The organism is Sphingomonas sp. J315, from assembly GCF_024666595.1.
In the GTDB taxonomy this organism is placed as follows: Bacteria; Pseudomonadota; Alphaproteobacteria; order Sphingomonadales; family Sphingomonadaceae; genus Sphingomonas.
The window spans coordinates 3366536-3388551 of record NZ_CP088296.1; the positions used below are offsets into that span (position 1 = coordinate 3366536).

Consider the following 22016-nt stretch of genomic DNA (forward strand, 5'->3'; position numbering starts at 1 on the left):
TGTGGGCGTCGATCAGAAGCCGACGACCAGCGAGCCCATGACCGTCCGCGGATAACCGATCTGAACGAACGGAGCGCTCGACGAGGTGATCGCCTGGGTCGTTGCGTTGAACCCGATGCTCGACAGGTTGCCGGAGAAGCCACCGACATAGAGTTCGTCAAACAGGTTCATGACGTTGAACTGGAAGTAGGTCTTCTCACCGAGACCGGCCCAGTCCATCTTCACCCGCGCATGCAGGTCGACCAGCGTGTAGGCCGGGGTCTTTGCCGGATAGATCTGGACGCGGCTGTCAACACCGGCCGACGTGATCTGGCCCGTCGTGATCGCCGTATTGTCGTCGAACACGTAACGCGAACCAGTGCGCTTCACGTTCGCGCCGAACGCCACCGGACCGGCATCGGCATTGAAGCCGGCACCGAAGGTGTAGGTCGGGGCACCCGCTTCACGCTTGCCGGCGGTCGGAGCAAAGACCTGCGTCCCGTTGGTGCGGGTCGCGAGCAGGACATTGTCCTTGATCTCCGATTCGAGCAGCGAACCAAAGGCATAGACGCTCAGTGCGGAAATCGGCTGCCAGCTGATGTTGGCGTCGATGCCGTACTTCTTCACAGTGCCAAGGTTGCGATAGACGGTACGGTCCAGCTCGGGGTCGTAGGCCGAAGCCAGACGATCGGTGTAGTTGGTGTACCAGCCGACGACCTGGGCGTGGACCTTCGACGAGCGATAGCGCATGCCGAGGTCGAAATTGTCGGTCTTTTCCGGACGCGGTTGCGCCTGGTCGGCCGTCGTCGGGAAGTAGAAGCTGTTGTACAGATTGTCCGTACCCGGCGCCTGCAGACCCTGCGAGAAATTGCCGAACGCCGAGATGTTCGACGTCAGGTCATAGACGAGACCGATGTTGGGCAGCACCTTCTTGTAGTTGAAGATGCGCTGCTGCGGACCTTGGGTCGGGAACGTGCCCACGCCCGGAACCGTCTGGGTCGGGCGGAACGCGAGCCACGCGGTCTGGGCTGCCGTGTCGCCGGTAAAGCACTCGACAAAACCCGACGCCGACGACGTGGCGCAATAGTTGGTCAGGTTGCGGCGCATGAACGGCAGGCGCAGGCCGACATTGACGGTCAGGTCACCGAACTCGCCGCGATACTCACCCGCGATCTGGTGCAGGATCGCGAACGACAGGCGGTCGCGCTTCTGCAGAACGCGATCGTTGCGGTCGAGCAGAGGGTCGTTGATCGGGAACGGATCGGCGGTGGCACCATTGGCCTGCAGCATGTTGGTCTCGCCCGTCTGACGGTGACGCGCACGGTCATACGAATAGGCGAGGCGGAAGATGTTGCTGTCGTCCATCTCCCAACGCAGCGAGCTGATCACGCCAATACGCTGGGTCTGGGTCTGGCTGGGCGCGAGGACGCGGACCTGATCGAGCAGGTCGCCGTCACCGTTGAGGTCGCGACCATAATAGGGCGAACCGCCGATATAGCCGACGATCTGGGTGCCGCCGGCATTGAACGTGCCTTCACGCGCGGTCGCAGTGCCGCCGCCATTCGCCTTCACCACCTGGAACGACGGATCGATGCTCAGCACCAGATTGTCAGCCAGAGTGAAGCGCGATGCGCCGCGAATGTTGCCGGTGTTCGACGGGTTGATGCGGCGATCGAATTCCGAACCGCAGCTATTCGCCGTGTCGGCGATCCCGGGGCGACCGACTGCGATGAGGCAGGGTGCGATCGAGTAGAAACGCTCGGCCTTCGACTGCGGGAACCGCGCCGGGGTCGGCGTGGCGAGATCGTTGCGCAGCGCGACCGAGCCGAAGAAATTCTTGCGGTTCACGTCATAGGTGCCGGCGATCGAGATGAAGTCGCCATTGTCGCCGAGCGGCTGATACAGACGCGCGTTATACTGCTGACGGTCGATCTTGCCTTCGCGGTAGAAGGTCGTCGTGCTGGTCAGGTTGCTGGCAGAGATGAACGCGCGCAGACCCGACGAGGTCAAATTGCCCGAATCGACCATCCCGAACACGCGGAAGAAGCCATATTCGCCGACCGAACCGACCAGCTTGGCACCGAACTCTTCGCCCGGGACGCGCGTGCGGTAGTTGACGGTCGAACCGGTTGCCGCCGCAGTCGGCGAGTCGACGTCGGTGGTGCCGAGGTTGACGCTGACTCGCTCGATCAGCTCGATATCCATCTGCTGGCTGAAATAGAGCGCATAGTTGCCCGAATCGTTCAGCGGAATACCATCGACGGTCTGGCTGATGCGGGTCGAATCGAAGCCGCGGATGGTCATCGTGCCGCCGGCCGAACCGAAGGCGTCATTGTTCTGGAAGCTGACGCCCGGCAGGCGGTTGATCACTTCGTTGATCGACTGGCCCGGAACCGACTGCTGAATCGCTTCGGCGCTCAGCTCGGCCTTCGCCTTGGACGTGTCGGGAACGATGATACCGGCGACGCCCGACGAGACGCTCGAGCCGGTGATGACGATTTCCTGTTCTTCGAAATCGACCGAACCGGTCGACTGCGCGAACGCCGTAGCCGGGAAGGAAAGCGCAGCAACAGCCGCGCCGATCAGCAGATGGTTTCGCATTTTGGTCCCCTTAGGATGGGCTGTTCAAAGCCTGCGCGAGCGGTGTCGTTCACCGTCTTGCGATGCCCCATGGGGACCGTTCTTTGCGGTATTGTTACAATCGTATCAAGTGAATTGTGCGTTGCAAAAAGCATCACCTCGCCGCAGCAAAAATCGCATTCCAGGCTGCTTCGTCGATCACCGAAATCCCCAGTTCTGCGGCCTTTTTCAGCTTCGATCCGGCCCCTGGACCGGCCACGATCAGGTCGGTTTTCGACGACACCGATCCGGAAACCCGTGCGCCCAACGACTCGGCCTGCGCCTTTGCCTCGTCGCGACTCAGCGTCTCGAGCGATCCGGTGAACACGATCGTCTTGCCCGACACTTCCGATTCGCGCGCCTCGACGACGAAGGGGGGCGGGGCGACCTCGGCGAGCAGATCGTCCCACACCGCGCGGTTGTGCGGCTCGTGGAAGAAGTCGGCGAGCGCATGGCCGACGGCGGCGCCGACATTCTCGATCCCGATATGCTCGGCAATCGCCTTGTCCCGGCGTGCGTGGAACTTCGTTTCCTGCTCGCCCAGCGCCGGCGTGAACGACGCCCGCAGCGCGATGATCTCGTCGGCGAGCGCGGCGAGGGCAGGGAGGGTGGTCAGCCGCTTCATCAGGTCTCGCGCGGTGATGCTGCCGATGTGACGGATGCCCAGCCCGAACAGCAGCCGCGCGGCATCCGGCGCCCGCTTCGCCTCGATCGCGGCGAGCAAATTGTCGACCGATCTCTCCTTCCACCCCTCGCGCCCGAGCAGCGCGTCGCGGTGCTGGCTGAGGCGGAAGATATCGGCGGGCTCGGTGATCCAGCCGAGTTCCAGAAACTCGAAAATCGTCTTCTCGCCCAGCCCCTCGATATCAAGCGCGCCGCGGCTGACGAAATGCTTGAGCCGTTCCAGTCGCTGGGCCGGACAGATCAGCCCGCCGGTGCAGCGGACATCGACCTCGCCCTCCTCGCGCGTCGCCTCGGACTGGCAGATCGGACAATGGGTCGGGAACAGAAACGCCGGGCGCTCGACCTCGCGCGTCAGATTTTCGACGATCTGCGGGATAACGTCGCCCGCCCGCTGAAGCACGACGCGGTCGCCCGGACGCACGCCCAGCCGAGCGATCTCGTCGGCGTTGTGCAGCGTCGCGTTGGTGACGACCACGCCACCCACGGTCACCGGCTCCAGCCGCGCGACCGGGGTCAGTTTGCCCGTCCGCCCGACCTGGATGTCGATCGCATTGAGCGTGGTCTCGGCGCGCTCGGCGGGGAATTTGTGCGCAATCGCCCAGCGCGGCGCACGCCCGACGCTGCCCAGTCGCTCCTGCCAGTCGATCCGGTCGACCTTGTACACCACCCCGTCGATGTCGAACGGCAGGTCGGCGCGCAGTTTCTCGATCTTGCGATATTGCGCCAGCGCCGGCTCGACCTGCACGCATTCGACGAAGAGCGGGTGGACCGGAAAGCCCCAGCCTTCGATCGCCTTTATCACAGCAAACTGGGTTTCACCCGGCAGCGCGCTGGTCTCGCCCCAGCCATGCGCCAGAAAGCGCAACGGCCGCGCAGCGGTCACCACCGCATCCTTTTGCCGCAGCGATCCGGCGGCGGCGTTGCGCGGATTGGCGAACTGGCGCGCCTCCTTACCACTCTCCTCGGCCTCTGCCGCGAGGCGGGCGTTGAGCGCAAGGAAATCGTCCTTCGCCATGTAAACCTCGCCGCGCACCTCGAACACATCGGGCGCGCCTTCCGGCAACTCTGTCGGAATGTCGTCGATCGTCAATGCATTGGCGGTGACGTTCTCGCCCATCTGCCCATCGCCGCGCGTCGCGGCGAGCACCAGCCTGCGGTTCTCATAGCGCAGCGAACAGGACAGACCGTCGATCTTCGGCTCCGCGGTCAGCGCGACCCTGTCGCCCTCGCCCAGCTTGAGGAACCGCCGCACGCGCACGACGAACTCGATCACCTCATCGTCGCTGAACGCATTGTCCAGGCTCATCATCGCCTGCGCATGCCGCACCTTGGCGAGATGCCCGGCCGGTGCTGCGCCGACCGACTTCGATGGCGAATCCGCGCGCACCAGATGCGGAAACGCCGCCTCGATCGCGGCATTGCGCCGCACCAGCGCGTCATAGGCCGCGTCGCTGATCTCCGGCGAATCCTCGGTGTGATACAGCGCATTGTGCCGCGCAATCTCGGCGGCGAGCGCCTCCAGTTCGGCGGCGGCTTCGATCTCGGTGGCGGGGAGCTTGTCCATGGCTCCCCGCTACCGCCCGATCACTTGACCTTCAACTGGTCCAGCGCAAACGCCAGATATTCGGCCTGTTCCTTGAACCGCTCGAACCGCCCCGACTTGCCGCCATGCCCGGCCGACATGTTGGTGCGGAACAGCAGCGGGTTGGCGTCGGTCTTCTTCGCGCGCAGCCGGGCGACGTACTTGGCCGGCTCATAATATTGCACCTGGCTGTCCCACAGGCCGGTGCCGACGAAGATCGGCGGGTATGCCTTGGCCTCGATCTGGTCATAGGGCGAGTAGCTGAGCATATAGTCATAGCTCGCCTTGCCCTCGGGGTTCCCCCATTCGTCATATTCACCGGTGGTCAGCGGGATGGTGGGATCGAGCATCGTCGTCACGACATCGACGAACGGCACCAGATTGACGATCGCGCCATAATCCTGCGGCGCCATGTTGCTGATCGCGCCCATCAATAGCCCGCCTGCGCTGCCACCCATCGCCGCGACGCGGCCTTTCTTCGCGTAGCCCTGATCGACGAGGAACCGGGTCACGTCGATGAAGTCGGTGAAGCTGTTCTTCTTGTTGAACATCCGCCCCTGATCATACCAGGCGCGGCCCATTTCCTGCCCGCCACGGATATGCGCGATGGCATAGACCATGCCGCGGTCGAGCAGACTGGGCAGCATCGGCGAGAAGCCCGGATCGGTCGAATAGCCATAGCTGCCATAGGCATATTGAAAGAGCGGCGCGGTGCCGTCCTTCTTGAACCCCTTGGCATAGACCAGGCTCACCGGAACCTTCGTCCCGTCACGTGCGGTCGCCCACACCCGCTCGGTGACGTACTTGCTCGCGTCGTATCCCGGCACCGGGGTGACCTTCAGCGTCTTGCGCTCGCCGGTCTTCATATTCGCCTCGATCACCGTCGAGGGCGTGGTCAGAGAGTTGTAAGTGTACCGGACCCAGTCGGTCGCGGTCTCGGCATTGGTGCTCAGCCCCATCGCATAGGCGGGCTCGTCCGCCGCCACAAAGCTCGATTTGCCGTCATTGCCGAGCAGGCGGAGCCGCTTGTTCCCGCCCGACCGCTCCTCGATCGCCAGATATTTGTCGAACGGCTGCACCCCCTCGATGAACACGTCCGCGCTGTGCGGCACCAGATCCTTCCACCCAGCCTTGCCCGCGCCGGTCGCACTGTCGGCGACAGTCATCAGCCGATAATTGGGCGCGTTCCAGTTGGTGCGGATCACCCAGCGATTGCCGACATGGTCCGCGCCATAGAGGAAGTCGCGCTCGCGCGGCGCGATCACGGTGAAATTGGTCGGATTGGCAACCGGTGCGCAGCGCTGCTCGTCGCTCACCGTCTTGCCCGAATAGATACAGATGAACTTCTCCGAACTCGTCGTGCCGAGGCCGAGCGAATAGGTGTCGTCCTGCTCCTCATAGACCAGTCGGTCCGCGCTGGCGGGCGCGCCCAGCACATGCGCCTTGACCCGCTTGCCGAGCAGCGTGACCGGATCCTTCTCGATATAGAAGATGGTCTTGTTATCGCCCGCCCAGGCAAACCCCGCCTGCACGTTGGGGATCGCATCCTCGAACGTCTTGCCGGTGGTCAGGTCCTTGACCTTCAGCACGAACTGCCGCCGTCCGACCTTGTCCTCGGCATAGGCGAGCAGGCGGTTGTCGGGGCTGACCTGCCGCGACCCGATCTGAAAGAAATTCGCGCCCTTCGCCATTTCGGGCTGGTTGAGGATGATCTCCTCGGGCGCATCCATGCTGCCCTTGCGCCGCGCGACGATCGGATAGTCGCCGCCGGTCTCGAAGCGGGTGTAATACCAATATCCGTTGTCGAGATAGGGGACGGTGCTGTCGTCCTGCTTGATCCGCCCGGTGATCTCCTTGAACAACGCCTCCTGCATCGGTTTGGTCGGCGCCAGCACCGCATCGGCATAAGCGTTTTCAGCGTTGAGATAGGCGAGCATCTCCGGATTCTTCCGTGTGTCGTCGCGCAGCCAGTAATATTCGTCCTCGCGCACCGCGCCGAACGGAGCCTTGACCTGATGCGGCTTTTTCACCGCGACCGGCGGCTTGGGCGCGTCCTGCGCGGCAATCGGCGTGGCAGCGATGATCAGGCCGACCATGACAGCGCGGCGGAGCGGAAGATGCATGCGAATCCCCTTGAAATCGTTGCCCGGACCCTGCGGCAAAGCCTGTCCGGCATCAACCTGTCCCACTTTAGGTAGTTTCCGCAATGTGACCGCTTGAGCCGCGCTGCCGCGCAATGTTATGGCTTCCGCACCGGGGAGGGGTTTTCGGTGAATGATCATGCGATGCGCGCATCCGCGCCGCATTACGACACGACACTCGACCGTGCGGGTTTTGCGCTCGCGCTGGGCGGCGCGTTGGGCGGGCTTGTCGTCCTGCTGCTCGTCATTGCTGCGGGCCAGCGAGAGGCGATGCCGCTGGTCGCGTCGTGGCTTCTTGGCACCGTCTTCACCGCGCTCGGTATCGCCGGGGTCGGCGGGCCCCTCTGGCTGATGCTCCACCTCGCCGGCTATCGCCGCGCCTGGCACGCCGCCGCGCTCGGCGCGCTCATCTCGCTGGTGCTGTTCGTCGGCGCGCAAACCTATGGTTTCGGTTTCCTCGCCGCCCCGGCGAGCGACATGCGTACCGCATTGTTCCGCTGGATCAGCGCGCTCGGCACCAGCGCGCTGCTCGCGATCGTCGCCGCCGGCATCGCGCTGGCGATGTGGCGCGTGGCGTATCGCCGCGTGATGTGAGCCCTGTAATCCTCCCCCGCCAGGGGGAGGTGGCGCAGAAGGCGACGGAGGGGGAGGACGGCTGTGTCCTCTAGCCTCTCGCCCCATATCTCCGCCGACGTGCCTCCCCCTCCGTCACGCTGCGCGTGCCACCTCCCCCTGGCGGGGGAGGATAGATAGAAAACTGCCCCTAAGCCTTCGTCCCCGGACACTCGCCCACGCGCTTGCCGCTGGTCTTCGCCTTGATCTTCATCGTCTGGGCGCCGCCAGGCATGGTCGTTTCCATGTCATTGTCGATCGCGAACGCCGTATCGCTGAACGTCCCGCTGATCTTCATCGTCATCTTCCCGCCATCGGCGTCGCACACCATCGTCCCGTCGATCTTGCCACCCGCCATGGTGAATTTCTCGTAGGTGCAGCGGCCCTTGCTCTGCGCCAGTACCTCGGCAGGAGGCGACTTGGCCTGTTCCGGAGTCACGCAATTCTTGGTCACCTGCTGCTTTTGCAGCATCATCTTCGTCATCTCGTCCTTCATTGGTCCCGCAAGGCCCGGGATGTCGATCGACACCGTCTCAACCGTCGTCTCCCACTCCCCCGGATTGAACCGCGCGCCACCTGCCGCATCGACCTTGGCGGCGACCTCCTCGGGGGAGGCGTTGGTGACGGCTACGTCCGACCCGCCGCAGGCGGTGAGAGCAAGGGCAGCGATGGGGGTGAGAAGCGAAACGGGACAGCGCATGGCGGGTCTCCTGATGGTCTCTGTGAAAGGCGTCGACCAATTCTACGTGGAAGGCAATTGGAAATATGTTCTTGATATGTTCCGCCAATGTCCTATGTATTGGCTGGGGAGACGTGCATGACGGCGCAGCGAAGTGGAGTGTTGGCGGTTTCTGCATTCAGCATATGGATGCGAACGGGGCGGCGGCCTTTGGAAGTCAAGTTCAACCCTTGGCACGATCCCGAGGACGGGCGGTTCACCTTTATCGGTCAGGGAAACTACTTCCCGCGTCGTGGATCGATCCAGGATCCGTTTCGGGCGCGGGGCGTATATGGGCGCGGGCCTTGGGCTACTGAAACTGATGCGGAGCGGAGTTCTCGCGAGGATGATCCGCGTAATCCGCGCAACTACTCGGTCCATCATGTGCAAAGCGGGGAGTCCCTCACGTCGATTGCACGGCGCAGAAAGGGTTTGCGGGTTTCGGATCTCGTCTGGCTTAACGGTCTCGACCCGAAGAAGCCGCTTCAGATCGGGCAGCGGATCATGCTGCCGCACCAGCAGTTCCTCGATGCCAGGCGTGATGCGCGGAACAAGTTTCTGGCGCTCGCCTATTACCAGGACACGCACGGAGGGCGGTTGCCACCGAATCCGGCGAACCCACCTTCTCTGGAAAGCCAGATCCTCGACAGCAATTGGCGAAGGGGGACGCTGAATGGCTATGACTTCCAGATCGACGTTATCGGGCGAACCCGGATCACTTATGGACAGGTGTCATCTACGGACAGACCAAGGCGTTCCCGGCGTCATCAGTCGGAAGCGGGCGGCACTGATCGTCGTCCCACTGACGACGGTGGGCATTTCTGGGCTGCTCGCTTTGACGGTCCCCGCGCTGGCATCAACCACTTTGCCCAGGACGCCAATTTCAACCGCGGGGCGTATCGAGTTATGGAAGACGCATGGGTGGCTCATCAACGCGCGGGTCGATCGGTGTTTGCCCGGATCCAACCGCATTACAGAGGCACGTCAAGGCGACCCTATCGGATCGTCGTATCTTGGTCCGTTAATGGTGGCCCCGTTCAAATTGAGCAGTTCGACAATGAGCCGAAAGGTAAGCGACATGGAGGCAGATAGCTATCAAACGGTCGGACCGCTTTTGAGCGAATTGGGGCAGGAACTCGCCGCCATCGTCGGAGGGGAACCAGACGGAATTTTTTTTTACGTAGAGATAGGCGAGGGGTGGCTGAGTCCGAGCCTCTTTCGATTGGAAGGCGATATTGTGCGCTTCTATCCGCCCGACGATCCTGTCCTGTCCGACATCCTGTTCGACATCTGGCATGCGGAGCCGGATGAAGCCAAGCGCTGGTCAGCGATGGAATATGTCGTCGAGGACGGTAAGTTTCGCGCCGAGTACAAGTACCCCGATGAGGTCGACGTAACCAAACCTGATATCGAGCGGCGCGAGGCTGCGTTGCGCGCCCATTTCGGCAATCGGAAGGTTGTCTATCCGCCGATTGAGGGCATGACCGAGTGGAAGCCGTCGCCGACAACCTGATTTTTGTCAGGTTCGTCGGAACAGCGGAGAGCGACGATCCATTTGCACCCCCGTCCGAAGGCACCATATTCCCCACCATGGCGATCCAGATCCGTACCAGCCTTGCCGAGCCCGAAACCGGACCCGGTTTCGTCCCCCACCGGCCGCAACGCCCCGAAAAGAGCGAGGGCGGGCGGCCGTTCAAGCTCGTCAGCGATTATCAGCCCGCCGGAGACCAGCCGACCGCGATCAAGGAACTGACCGAAGCGGCATTGGCGGGGGAGCGTGATCAGGTGCTGCTCGGCGTCACCGGCTCGGGCAAGACCTTCACGATGGCGAGCGTCATCAACAACCTCCAGCGCCCCGCGCTGATCCTTGCCCCCAACAAGATCCTCGCCGCGCAGCTCTATGGCGAGTTCAAAAGCTTCTTCCCCGAGAATGCGGTCGAGTATTTCGTCAGCTATTACGACTATTACCAGCCCGAGGCGTACGTGCCGCGCAGCGACACGTACATCGAGAAGGAAAGCTCGGTGAACGAGGCGATCGACCGGATGCGCCACTCGGCCACCCGCTCGCTGCTCGAACGCGACGACGTCATCATCGTCGCCTCGGTGTCCTGCCTCTACGGTATCGGCTCGGTCGAAACCTATTCGGCGATGATCTTCGACCTCAAGAAAGGGCAGGTCGCCGACCAGCGTGAGATCATCCGCAAACTCGTCGCGCTCCAGTACAAGCGCAACGACGCCGCCTTCGCGCGCGGCAATTTCCGGGTCCGCGGCGACAGCCTGGAGATCTTCCCGTCGCACTATGAGGACACCGCCTGGCGGATCAGCTTCTTCGGCGACGATATCGAGGAGATTACCGAATTCGATCCCCTTACGGGCTCGAAAGTGGCGTCGCTCGATTACATCCGCGTCTACGCCAATTCGCACCACGTTACCCCCGGCCCGACGCTCAAACAGGCGATGGAGGCGATCAAGCATGAGCTCGCCGAGCGGCTCAAGGAGCTGCATATCGAGGGCAAGCTGCTCGAAGCCCAGCGGCTGGAACAGCGCACCAATTTCGACCTCGAGATGATCGCCGCGACCGGCAGCTGCGCGGGGATCGAGAATTACAGCCGCTTCCTCACCGGTCGCCTGCCCGGCGAACCGCCGCCGACGCTGTTCGAATATATCCCCGAAAACGCATTACTGTTCGTCGACGAAAGCCACCAGACCGTGCCGCAGATCGGCGCGATGGCGCGCGGCGATCATCGTCGCAAGATCACGCTCGCCGAATATGGCTTCCGCCTGCCGAGCTGCATCGACAACCGCCCTTTGCGCTTCAACGAATGGGACGCGATGCGCCCGCAGACCGTCAGCGTCTCGGCGACGCCGGGCGGCTGGGAGATGGAACAGACCGGTGGCGTGTTCAGCGAGCAGGTGATCCGTCCTACCGGATTGATCGATCCGCCGGTCGAGATCAAGCCGGTCGAGGAACAGGTCCAGGATCTGATCGTCGAGTGTCGCAAGACCGCCGAGATGGGCTACCGCACGCTGGTGACGACCCTCACCAAGCGGATGGCGGAAGACCTGACCGAATATATGCATGAGGCGGGGATCAAGGTCCGCTACATGCACAGCGATGTCGAGACGCTGGAGCGTATCGAGCTGATCCGCGACCTGCGCATGGGCGTGTACGATGTTCTGATCGGTATCAACCTGCTGCGCGAAGGCCTTGATATTCCTGAGTGCGGGCTGGTCGCGATCCTCGACGCCGACAAGGAAGGGTTCCTGCGTTCGGAAACCTCGTTGATCCAGACGATCGGTCGCGCCGCGCGCAACGTCGATGGCCGCGTGATCCTCTATGCCGACCGCATCACCGGCAGCATGGAGCGCGCGCTCAACGAAACCGCCCGCCGCCGTGAGAAGCAGGAGGCGTATAACCGCGAACACGGCATCACCCCGACCACGATCAAGCGCAACATCGGCGACATCATCGCGCATGTCGCATCGAAGGATCAGGTGACCGTCGAGATCGAGGACGGCCCGGCGCACATGGTCGGCCACAACCTGCGCGCCTATATCGAGGAACTCGAAAAGAAGATGCGCAATGCCGCCGCGAACCTCGAGTTCGAGGATGCCGGCCGCCTCCGCGACGAAATCCGCGCGCTCGAAGCCGAGGAACTGGGCCTTCCCACCGGCGACCGCAAGGCCCCGGTGATGGGCCGCAGCAACGAGGGCAAGCCGGGGACGCGCAAGACCCGCTACGGCAAGGTGCAGCGCAAATGGGGCGGGGGGAAGCGGTGAGCCGGTTGAGCCCCGCGCGACGTTCCCCCATAAGGTCGGTCATGCGTTTTATCCCTGTCCTCGCCGCGCTTGCCGGCCTTGCTGCCTGCGCCCCGGTCATCCCGCCCGCGCCGACCCCCGCACCGCCAGTTCCGGTTCCCGCGTCGCCGCCTCCACCGGCTCCAGCTCCCGCCCCGCCCCCTCCGGCGAGCAGCGACTGGCGCGACTGGGCGGCATCGGCGGGCAATTGGACCTATCGGCAGGAGGGGCAGGGGACGATTGCTTTGTTCGGACTACGCGCTGATCAGCCCGAACTCTCGCTGCGCTGCGACCGGGCAACGCGCCAGGTTCAGATCGTACGCCGTGGCGAGACAGCCGGGGCTGTGACGATTCGCACGTCGACCACCGCTCGCGCATTCACCGCGCGCCCGACCCCGGGATTGCAGCCCTATATGGCGGTGACGCTGGCCGCGACCGATCCGATCTTGGACGCCATGGGGTACAGCCGGGGCCGCTTCGTGGTGGAGATGCCGCCGCTCGCGCCACTGGTCGTCCCGACCTGGGCGGAAGTGCAGCGTGTGGTTGAGGATTGTCGACGCTGACCCTGCCGGGTTTCATGCGCCAGAAAGACGAAGGTCGCGCAAATCGAAGATCATTACAAGTCTTGTTCTGTTCGCCGACTTGATTCACATTCGTCCTCGTACCCGGGCTGCGGTACGACGTTTCAACAAGCGAAAGGAGGTGATCCGATGTCTCATGGTTCAGCAGTGAGGTCGGTTCAGTTCGTTCGGGAGACGCGGCGCTAAGCTTCTGCAGCGGATGGAAGCCCTCCATCCGACATGGCGATCGGGAGGTATTCTCCTCCAATCAACGACGCCGCAGATGCGAAAGTGGTCCGCATGGTCTCCCCGGGCTGGAGCTCTCCGGCCGCTGACCATGTCGGAGGTCACCGGGTGCCAGGGATGGCCCCGGTGGCCTCTTTCATTTCAGAGCAGGTAGATCACCAGGTAGCGCGCAACGAGCGCTCCCATCACCGCGATGCTCAGCCGCTTGCCCCGCACCAGCATCGCCGCGATCATCAGCGCCGCCAGCACGATCGTCAGGACGATCGCCAGCGGATTGCGCAGCGCCGGGGCGAGTTCAGGTACCGACAGATAATAGCCGAGCTGGCAGAGCAGCAGCGCCAGCATCACCCCCAGGACAATCCGCCGCACGCGAAAGAAATGGCTGTCGAGCTCTTCATGCTCCGTCGGATCTCGCGGAAAGACTAGATGCGCGGCAAGATAATAGGCGCTGGCGAAGAGCGTAACCGCCATCAGCGAGTTGCCGGATACACTTACGACATCGCGGCTGACCCACGCCGCCTGCCAGAAGGAGAGCAGGTCAAGCAATACGAACACGCCGAGCAACGGCGTGAGCCACCCGATCCGCACCGTCGCGCCCGGTCGCAACCGTGCCTCGATTGCGCGGGCGAGGCCGCCCAGCACTTCGACGATCGACAGGCCGAGCAGCAGCCCAAACAGGGCGAAGATGAATTCGAACGCGCTCATGGATTTTCCCCCGCCGCCCACTATCCATGGCATTGCCGACCTGTCGAGCGAAAGGCCAACCAATCATGTCCGACCGCATCCTTGTCCTCTACGGTTCCTATCGCCGCGACCGCGTGGGTATCCGCCTCGCCCGCTGGCTGACCGCACAGCTCGCCGCGCGCGGGTGCGATGCTGAGCTGATCGATGCGATGACGGTCGGTCTCCCGATGCTTGACCGGATGTACAAGGAATATCCCAAGGGTGAGGCGCCCGAGGCGATGGAAACGCTGGCGGAGAAGATCAAGGCAGCTGACGGTTTCCTGTTCGTCACCGGCGAATATAATTGGGGGATGCAGCCGGGCCTCAAGAACCTGACCGATCATTTCCTTGAGGAATGGTTCTGGCGGCCCGCAGCGATTGCCAGCTATTCAGCGGGGCGTCTGGCCGGGGCGCGGAGCAATTCGTTGTGGCACCCGACATTGAGCGAGATGGGGATGGTGGTCATATCCTCGACGTTGACGGTCGGGCAGATCGGCCAGGCGATTGACGCCGACGACCGGCCACAGGGGGAGGGCGGGGCGTCGCTCGCCCGGGCGTTCCCGCGTTTTGCCGATGATTTCCAGTGGTGGATCGAGGCCGCGAAGGGACAGCGGGCGCGGCGCGATCCGCCCTATTGAGGGTTCAGATCAGCCACCAGATCAGCAGCGCGACCAGCAGCAGCGGGGTAGCGAGGATCAGTCCGATGACCAGCATGACTTCGGCCGCGCGACGCGATCCGAAACCCTCGCGCGCGCTGGCATGGATGACCTGCATCAGACCCCAGAACCCGTTGTTGCGCATCATGCGTCACCCAATGCCTTGAGCCGGTAGAGCGCGTCCAGTGCTTCGCGCGGGCTGAGCGCATCCACGTCGAGCGCCGCCAGTTCCGCGCGCAACGCATCCACCGGCGCTTCCTCCTCGGCCACCATCGCGGCGAACAGCGGCAGGTCGTCCAGCCCCGCGGCGATCCCGCCGGTCTTCTCGCGCCCGGCCTCCAGCTTTGCCAGCACCGCCTTGGCGCGGCTGATCGTGACTGGCGGCAGACCCGCGAGCCGCGCGACGGCGAGGCCATAGCTGCGGTCCGCCGGTCCCTCCGCCACTTCGTGCAGCAGCACCAGATCGCCCTTCCATTCGCGCGCGCGCACATGGTGCAGGGATAGCGCCTCGCACCGCTCGGCCAGCCGGGTCAGTTCATGATAATGCGTCGCGAACAGGCAGCGGCAACGATTATCCTCATGGATCGCCTCGACCACGGCCCAGGCGATGGCGAGGCCGTCATAGGTCGATGTACCGCGCCCGACCTCGTCGAGGATGACAAAGCTGCGCGGGGTTGCCTGTGCCAGGATCGCGGCGGTCTCGACCATCTCGACCATGAAGGTGGAGCGACCGCGCGCGAGATTGTCGGCCGCGCCGACGCGGCTGAACAACCGGTCGACGAGGCCCAGCTTCGCGCGCGCCGCCGGGACATAGGCCCCCGCCTGCGCCAGCACCGCGATCAGCGCATTCTGGCGCAGAAACGTCGACTTGCCGCCCATGTTCGGCCCGGTGACCAGCCACAGCCGGCTCGATTCCGACAGCACGCAATCATTGGCAACGAAGCGTTCTCCGCTCTTTGCCAGCGCGGCCTCGACCACCGGATGCCGCCCGCCCTCGACCTCGAAGCAGGCGTGATCGACCAAAGCGGGGCGGGTCCATCCGCCCTCTGCCGCGCGTTCGGCCAAGCCCGCCGCGACGTCGAGCCGGGCGAGCGCATCTGAGGTTGCTGCGATGGCTTCGCGCGTTGCCAGCGCGGCGGCGGTCAGGTCCTCGAGATGCGCCGCCTCCGCCGCCAGCGCATGCGCGCCGGCCTGCGTCACCTTGAGCGCGATCTCGTGCAGTTCGGGCGCATTGAATCGCACCACGCCCGCCAGCGTCTGGCGATGGGTGAAGCCGCTTTCCGCCACCATCAGCGCGTCGGCATGCTTCGCAGCCACCTCGATATGATAGCCGACCACGCCATTATGCTTGATCTTGAGCGCTGCGATGCCGGTGCGGTCGCGATACTGCGCCTCCAGCGCGGCGATGGCGCGTCGACCGCCCGCCCCCGCATCGCGCAGATCATCGAGCGCGGCGTCATATCCCTCGGCGATATAGCCGCCATGCGCCGCGTCGATCGGCGGGGCGGGGACGAGCGCGCGCTGGAACAGGCCGATCAGCGCGCCATGCCCGCGAAGCTGCGGCGCGAGATCGGCAAGCATCGCGGGCAGATCGGGCAGCTTGCCCAGCTTTTCCCCCAACCGCCATGCGCCATCGAGGCCATCGCGTAGCTGACCCAGATCGCGCGGCGACCCGCGCCCGGCGGCAATGCGGCCCAGCGCGCGCCCGATATCGGGGAGGCTGCGCAGCGTCGCGCGAACCTCGTCGCGCAGTCCGGGTTCGTCATGAAAGCGCTGCACCAGGTCGAGCCGCGCTTCGATGGCGCCCATATCCATCAGCGGCGCGGCAAGGTCCTGCGCCAGCAGCCGTGCCCCCGCGCCGGTCACCGTCCGGTCGACTGCGTCGAGCAGGCTACCCTTGCGCGTCCCGGACTGGCTTTGGGTCAGCTCCAGGCTCTCGCGCGTCGCCGCGTCGACCGCCATGCAGGCATCGGATCGGGTGATGCGTGGCGGGCGCAGGAACGGCAGTGAACCCTTGGCGGTATGATCGAGATAGGCGACCAGACCGCCCGCCGCCGCCAGCGCGGCGCGACTGAACTGGCCGAAGCCGTCGAGCGTCGCCACGTCGAACAGCGCCTTGATCCGCGCCTCGCCCCGACTGCTGTCGAACTCTCCGCGCGGGCGGGTGGTGGTCGCGAGCAGTTCCGCAGTGCTGCCCTCTGCGACTACGATCTCGGCCGGGTTGAGCTGGGCGAGCACTGCGCCTACTGCGTCCGCGCTGCATTCGAGCAGTTCGAACCGACCGGTGGAAATGTCGGCGGCTGCAATCGCCACCTCACCGCCCGCTTCGCCGACTGCGGCGCACCAATTGGCGCTGCGGCTGTCGAGCAACGCTTCCTCGGTCAGCGTGCCGGCCGTGACGACGCGGATGATCGCGCGCGCGACCAGCGCCTTTGACCCGCCGCGTTTCTTCGCCTCCTCGGGCGTCTCGATCTGGTCCGCGATGGCGACGCGATGCCCGGCCTTGATCAGCCGTGCCAGATAGCCTTCCGCCGAATGCGCGGGCACGCCGCACATCGGAATCTTGTCGCCGTCATGTTCGCCCCGCGCAGTCAGCGCGATGTCCAGCACATTGCTCGCGACCTTCGCATCGTCGAAGAACAGCTCGAAGAAATCGCCCATGCGGTAGAAGAGCAGACAGTCCTGCGCCTCCGCCTTCAGCGCCAGATATTGCGCCATCATCGGGGTGGGGGCCGCGGTCATCGCGACCGGGTAGCCGACCTCTCGCGACGCAGCAACAATCCGCAAACGCCGAATTCCCGATTCGTGTGGATCGCGCGATTGTGTGGAAATACGCACGTTGTCCGTGATCAAGCAGGCCAATCCACGTGCAATGACAGCATTCCCCAGCGTCAACGCGCGTTGCAATCCGCGCCCGCTCGCCCCTAAAGGGAAGCCGACCGGGAGAGCGAAATGTCCGAAGAAGCCAATGTCCAGTTTTCCGAGCGCGAGGCGCTGCTGTTCCACTCGGAAGGCCGACCCGGCAAGATCGAGATCGTCGCGTCCAAGCCGCTGACGACTCAGCGCGACCTGGCGCTCGCTTACTCGCCCGGCGTGGCGGTTCCGGTCCAGGCAATCGCCGACGATCCCGCTACCGCCTATGACTATACCGCCAAGGGCAACCTCGTCGCGGTCATCTCCAACGGAACTGCTATTCTCGGCATGGGCAATTTGGGTGCGCTTGCTTCCAAACCCGTGATGGAAGGCAAGGCGGTGCTGTTCAAGCGGTTCGCCGATGTCGATTCGATCGATATCGAGTTGAAGACCGAGGATGTCGACCGCTTCATCGACGCGGTCGAGCTGATGGAGCCGAGCTTTGGCGGGATCAACCTTGAGGACATCAAGGCACCCGAATGCTTCATCATCGAACAGACGCTGCGCGAACGGATGAACATTCCGGTCTTCCATGACGACCAGCACGGCACCGCGATCATCACCGCCGCAGGTCTCATCAACGCCTGCCTGCTCACCGGCCGCAGCCTTGGCGACATCCGGGTCGTCGTAAACGGGGCAGGGGCCGCGGCAATCGCGTGTACCGAGTTGATCAAGGCGATGGGCGTCCGGCAGGACAATGTCCTGATGTGCGACCGCAAGGGCGTTATCACCAAGGATCGTGAGGGTGTAAATCAGTGGCAGTCGGCGCACGCCGTCGCGACGGACCGCACCACGCTGACGGAGGCACTGGTCGGAGCGGACGTGTTCCTGGGCCTGTCGGCCGCAGGCGCGCTGAAGCCCGAAATGGTCAAGGACATGGCCCCCGCGCCGATCATCTTCGCCATGGCCAATCCCGAACCCGAAATTCGGCCCGAGCTGGCCAAGGAGGCGCGTCCCGACGCGATCGTCGCGACTGGCCGCTCTGACTATCCCAACCAGGTCAACAACGTCCTCGGCTTCCCGTTCATCTTCCGCGGCGCGCTCGACGTGCGCGCGACGGCGGTGAACGAGGAAATGAAGATCGCCGCTGCCCGCGCCATCGCTGAACTCGCGCGCGAGCAGGTGCCTGAGGAAGTGGCGCTGGCCTATGGCAAGGCGCACAGCTTCGGGCCCGAATATATCATTCCTGCGCCGTTCGACCCACGCCTGATGGAAGTCGTGTCGATGGCGGTCGCCAAGGCGGCAATGGATTCGGGCGTCGCGACCAAGCCGATCCTCGACATGGCCGCCTATCGCCACACGCTGCGCGGTCGTCTCAACCCGACGACCTCGGTGCTGACTTTGGCCTATGAGGGCGCGCGCGCGCATCCCAAGCGGGTGATCTTTGCCGAAGCGGAAGAGGAAGTGGTGCTGCGCGCCGCCATCGCATTCCGCGACGGCGGTTACGGCACGCCGGTGCTGGTCGGTCGCGACGACGTTCCCGAACGACTCCGCGCGCTCGGCGTCAGCGATCCGGACAGTTTCGAGCTGCACAACAGCCGCAACTCGCCGCTGGTCCCGGCGATGGTCGACTTCCTGTACAAGCGCCTCCAGCGCCGGGGATATCTGCGCCGCGATTGCGAGCGGATGGTCAATCAGGACCGCAACATCTTCGGCTCGCTGCTGCTCCAGTTGGGCGAGGGCGATGCGATGATCACCGGCGTCACGCGCACCTACTCACAGACGCTGCGCGAAGTCCGGCGCGTGATCGACGTCACCGAAGGCCGCACCGCGTTCGGCATGCACATCATGGTCGGCCAGTCGCATACCGTGTTCATCGCCGACACCACGGTCAATGAACGGCCCAGCGCGGAGGAACTCGCCGACATCGCCGAGCAGACCGCGCATCTCGCCCGCCGCATGGGGCATGAGCCGCGCGTCGCGTTCCTCAGCTACTCCAACTTCGGCAATCCGAAGGGCGCGTTCCTCGAGAATATCCGCGACGCGGTGAAGGTGCTCGACGGGCGCGGGGTCGGCTTCGAATATGAAGGCGAAATGGCCCCCGACGTGGCGCTCAACCCGCGTCAGCTCGCCAATTATCCCTTCGCGCGCCTGTCTGGCCCCGCCAACATCCTGATCATGCCCGGCCTGCAATCGGCGCACATCTCCGCCAAGTTGCTGCGCGAGCTGGGTGGCGACAGCATGATCGGCCCGGTGCTGGTCGGCATGGAAAAGCCCGTCCAGGTCGCACCGATGACCAGCAGCGCGGGCGATCTGGTGACGCTGGCGGTGCTGGCGGCGGGGGGGATTGCGCGCTAGGTCGTCGGTCGCGAGCCGACAGGAAACGTACGTGTCGCGTGAACGCTTGGGTAATAGCATCAACGGATGGAGATGAGTCGATTTCTGGTCGCCTGTGCCCCCCTTCCTGCTGATCGCTCAGCCGGCGCTGGCCCGTGATCGGTGGCAGGTTGGGAGTGCGGCGACCGAGGCATTCCAGAGCGGCGACTATGGTGCGGCGCTGGCCGCATTGCGGAATGAACTCGAACAGTGCGAAAAGGCTAAGCCGCGTGCGGACGAATGCGTCGGCCTGCTGCTCGCCTTGTCGAACGTGGCAGCTTCGAACGGCGATGCGGAGGCGGCGGAAGCCTATGCACGCCGAGCGCTGAAATTAGCTGAGCATACTCTCCCCGATGGACATCCGGATATCGCGACGAGCATCGCCCACATTGCCATGCATCGGAGCGCCCAGATGCAGCTTGCGGAAGCAGAAGCACTACACCGCAAAGCGTTGGCACTGCGCGAGGCCGCTTTGCCAGTGGGGCATCCCTCCATCATTCAGAGTTATCACAACCTTGGGCGCAATCTGACGGCACAGGAACGTCATGCGGAAGCTGAGATCCTGTACCGCAAGATATTGTTGCTGAGGAAAGCGGCGCATCCGGTGGAGCATCTGGGGGTTGCGCAAGCCTATGACAGCCTTGCGCTTAACTTGAACGCGCAGCGCCGTTTTGGCGAAGCGGAGCCACTACTCCGTCACGCATTGTTACTCCATGAGGCTGAGCTGCCCGTAGGACACCCGTACATTGCGATGAGTCTGCACAACCTCGCATTCAATCTGAACGACCAACGACGCTATGCGGAAGCGGAGCCGTTGCTCCGTCGGGCATTGGCACTTCAAGAGGCAGTGCTACCGGCGGGGCATCAGTCCATCGCGCTGGTCCTCCACTCACTAGCATTCAACCTCAACGCGCAGAGTCAATATGAGGAAGCCGAGCCGCTCTACCGTAGGGTTTTGGCGATGCGATCCACCCTAAATATTGAAGACCCGCGTCGGATTGACGCATCTTGGGGAATGGCAGTGTTTATTCAGCAGCGTTATCCTGAATCTTCAGCGACATGGTTCTTCTATCGTGAGGCGGAGCGTGGGGCGCTCGCGCGAGTACGGTCATTTGCCGCCTTTGACCGGGCGGCGCAGCACGAAATCCGCAAGTACCGACCGGTCTTCACCGGCATAATTCGCGTGGCGTGGGAGCTGTCTGCTGGGCGATAATATGCGCGCGATAGCGTCGGGCCTACATCGCCCACGCCGTCACTCGGACAGGAAGGCCACGCCCGGTATTTCTACCCCGCGTATCGGCTTGCCGAGCTTGCCGTTTTGCTGCACGCGCAGAACAGCGACATTGCCTGATCGCTCATTGGCAACGAGCAGCTCCCCACGATCCTCGCGTAGCAGGAACAGCCGTGGCCAATGCCCGCCGCAGCTGACATGCTGCAACAGGCTCGGCCCGCCGTCGCGCGCGATGGCGAATACTGCGATGCTGTCGTGGCCGCGATTGGACAGATACAGCCGCGTCCCCGCGCGGTTGACCGCGATATGCGCGCCGGATGAAGGGCCGTCGAACCCGGCTGGCAGGGTCGCTAGCGTCTCACCACCGGTAAAGCTGCCGTCGCGGTCCGCGCGCAGAAGGGTGACAGTGTTTGCCAGCTCGGCGAACAGATAGGCGATCGGCAGTCGTGGGTGCCAGGCGAGATGACGTGGCCCCGATCCGGGCGCGGCGCGATAGGCGGTCGTGCTTTCTGTCACACGTCCGGTCGCGAGATTCACCCGATGCGCGAACACCGCATCCGCGCCAAGATCGACCGCGTGCAGTACGCGCCCGCCCTGAGCGAAGCCGACCCAATGCGCATGCGGTTCGGTCTGTCGTCGCTGGTTCGGCCCGCTGCCCTGATGGGCGATCTTCTGCGCTTCGCCGACCGGGAGGCCGGTCTTGCCGTCGAGCCGCCACAGCGTGACGCTGCCGCTGGAATAATTGGCGATCGCGAGGGTGCGTCCATCGGGGCTGAGCGCGGCGTGGCACGGGTCTGCGCCGAGCGTGGAGACGCTGCCCAGCAACTGCATGGCCGCGCCGTAAATGCCGAGCTTCCCCTCGGTCTGCTCCTCGAGCAGATAGCGTACCCCATTAGGCGCGCGAACGCCGAACGACGCATTACGGATCGCGTCCAGTGGAGCCTGTGCCGTCCAGCCTTCCGGCGTCGCGATCATCGGCACCAGCCCAGGCCCCTTGCGGCTGGCATAGGTGCCGGCGATCAGGCGATCCGGCTTCCGGCTCACGGCAGCAGCCGGGCTGCTGGCGAGGACGAGGCTGCCGGCGACGAAGGCGCGGCGCGATGGCGCGAACGGAGACGATGTCATTGCCACTTGAAACCCGTCCGTGCCCGCCGCGTCAACCGATGGCACGCTTGCGCGATGCATAAGGCGCATGGCGGGGACCCGCTGGCGGTGCAGTGCGTTGCGCGATAGGGTCG

The 22016-nt window shown here is 64.2% G+C and carries 16 protein-coding genes; 8 read left to right on the forward strand and 8 right to left on the reverse strand.

Annotated features, from left to right (window positions below):
- Positions 1-12: 12 nt before the first annotated feature.
- The 3 genes from LRS08_RS17205 to LRS08_RS17215 all read right to left on the reverse strand — a co-directional run bounded on the left by LRS08_RS17205 (position 13) and on the right by LRS08_RS17215 (position 6987).
- The gene (locus LRS08_RS17205; protein WP_257846012.1) at positions 13-2580 is read right to left on the reverse strand and encodes a TonB-dependent receptor; all 2568 of its coding nucleotides are present in this window, start codon (positions 2578-2580) and stop codon (positions 13-15) included.
- 133 nt (positions 2581-2713) lie between these two features.
- Positions 2714-4846: an NAD-dependent DNA ligase LigA gene (gene ligA / locus LRS08_RS17210; RefSeq protein ID WP_260481024.1), complete on the reverse strand. Its 2133-nt coding sequence runs from the start codon at positions 4844-4846 to the stop codon at positions 2714-2716.
- A 20-nt stretch (positions 4847-4866) separates the two neighbouring features.
- Positions 4867-6987, reverse strand: coding sequence for a S9 family peptidase (locus LRS08_RS17215; protein WP_257846010.1), 2121 nt, complete (start codon positions 6985-6987; stop codon positions 4867-4869).
- A 93-nt stretch (positions 6988-7080) separates the two neighbouring features.
- On the opposite strand from LRS08_RS17215, the gene LRS08_RS17220 reads away from it, so the two are divergent.
- Entirely contained in the window at positions 7081-7599 is a 519-nt protein-coding gene (locus LRS08_RS17220) for a hypothetical protein (RefSeq protein ID WP_257846009.1), read from the forward strand.
- A 169-nt stretch (positions 7600-7768) separates the two neighbouring features.
- Here LRS08_RS17220 and LRS08_RS17225 read toward each other — a convergent pair whose 3' ends face one another.
- Positions 7769-8317, reverse strand: a complete 549-nt coding sequence (locus LRS08_RS17225) for a DUF3617 domain-containing protein (protein WP_257846008.1) — start codon at positions 8315-8317, stop codon at positions 7769-7771.
- Positions 8318-8506: 189 nt separating this feature from the next.
- Between LRS08_RS17225 and LRS08_RS17230 the strand changes: the two genes are divergently transcribed.
- The 4 genes from LRS08_RS17230 to LRS08_RS17245 all read left to right on the forward strand — a co-directional run bounded on the left by LRS08_RS17230 (position 8507) and on the right by LRS08_RS17245 (position 12696).
- Positions 8507-9427, forward strand: a complete 921-nt coding sequence (locus LRS08_RS17230; protein ID WP_257846007.1) for a DNA/RNA non-specific endonuclease — start codon at positions 8507-8509, stop codon at positions 9425-9427.
- Positions 9414-9848, forward strand: a complete 435-nt coding sequence (locus LRS08_RS17235; RefSeq protein ID WP_260481025.1) for a hypothetical protein — start codon at positions 9414-9416, stop codon at positions 9846-9848. Before LRS08_RS17230 ends, LRS08_RS17235 begins: the two co-directional genes overlap by 14 nt.
- Before the next feature lie 77 nt (positions 9849-9925).
- On the forward strand, positions 9926-12115 hold the full coding sequence (uvrB, locus tag LRS08_RS17240; RefSeq protein WP_260481026.1) for an excinuclease ABC subunit UvrB: 2190 nt from the start codon (positions 9926-9928) through the stop codon (positions 12113-12115).
- A gap of 41 nt (positions 12116-12156) precedes the next feature.
- Positions 12157-12696, forward strand: coding sequence for a hypothetical protein (locus LRS08_RS17245; RefSeq protein ID WP_260481027.1), 540 nt, complete (start codon positions 12157-12159; stop codon positions 12694-12696).
- 384 nt (positions 12697-13080) lie between these two features.
- On the opposite strand, the gene LRS08_RS17250 is transcribed toward LRS08_RS17245, so the two are convergent.
- On the reverse strand, positions 13081-13644 hold the full coding sequence (locus LRS08_RS17250) for a hypothetical protein (RefSeq protein WP_257846005.1): 564 nt from the start codon (positions 13642-13644) through the stop codon (positions 13081-13083).
- A gap of 65 nt (positions 13645-13709) precedes the next feature.
- Between LRS08_RS17250 and LRS08_RS17255 the strand changes: the two genes are divergently transcribed.
- Positions 13710-14300 carry an NADPH-dependent FMN reductase gene (locus LRS08_RS17255; protein ID WP_257846004.1) on the forward strand — a complete coding sequence of 197 codons (591 nt, stop codon included), beginning with the start codon at positions 13710-13712 and terminating at the stop codon, positions 14298-14300.
- A gap of 4 nt (positions 14301-14304) precedes the next feature.
- On the opposite strand, the gene LRS08_RS17260 is transcribed toward LRS08_RS17255, so the two are convergent.
- Both LRS08_RS17260 and mutS read right to left on the reverse strand, forming a co-directional pair.
- Complete coding sequence (locus LRS08_RS17260; RefSeq protein ID WP_257846003.1) at positions 14305-14466, reverse strand: hypothetical protein; 162 nt, start codon at positions 14464-14466, stop codon at positions 14305-14307.
- On the reverse strand, positions 14463-17039 hold the full coding sequence (gene mutS / locus LRS08_RS17265; RefSeq protein WP_260481695.1) for a DNA mismatch repair protein MutS: 2577 nt from the start codon (positions 17037-17039) through the stop codon (positions 14463-14465). The genes LRS08_RS17260 and mutS overlap by 4 nt, the downstream gene beginning before the upstream one ends.
- A gap of 231 nt (positions 17040-17270) precedes the next feature.
- On the opposite strand from mutS, the gene LRS08_RS17270 reads away from it, so the two are divergent.
- Both LRS08_RS17270 and LRS08_RS17275 read left to right on the forward strand, forming a co-directional pair.
- The gene (locus LRS08_RS17270) at positions 17271-19529 is read left to right on the forward strand and encodes an NADP-dependent malic enzyme (RefSeq protein WP_260481028.1); all 2259 of its coding nucleotides are present in this window, start codon (positions 17271-17273) and stop codon (positions 19527-19529) included.
- Positions 19530-19623: 94 nt separating this feature from the next.
- On the forward strand, positions 19624-20760 hold the full coding sequence (locus tag LRS08_RS17275; RefSeq protein ID WP_260481029.1) for a tetratricopeptide repeat protein: 1137 nt from the start codon (positions 19624-19626) through the stop codon (positions 20758-20760).
- A gap of 39 nt (positions 20761-20799) precedes the next feature.
- On the opposite strand, the gene LRS08_RS17280 is transcribed toward LRS08_RS17275, so the two are convergent.
- Entirely contained in the window at positions 20800-21903 is a 1104-nt protein-coding gene (locus LRS08_RS17280; protein WP_257845999.1) for a lactonase family protein, read from the reverse strand.
- Positions 21904-22016 lie beyond the last annotated feature (113 nt).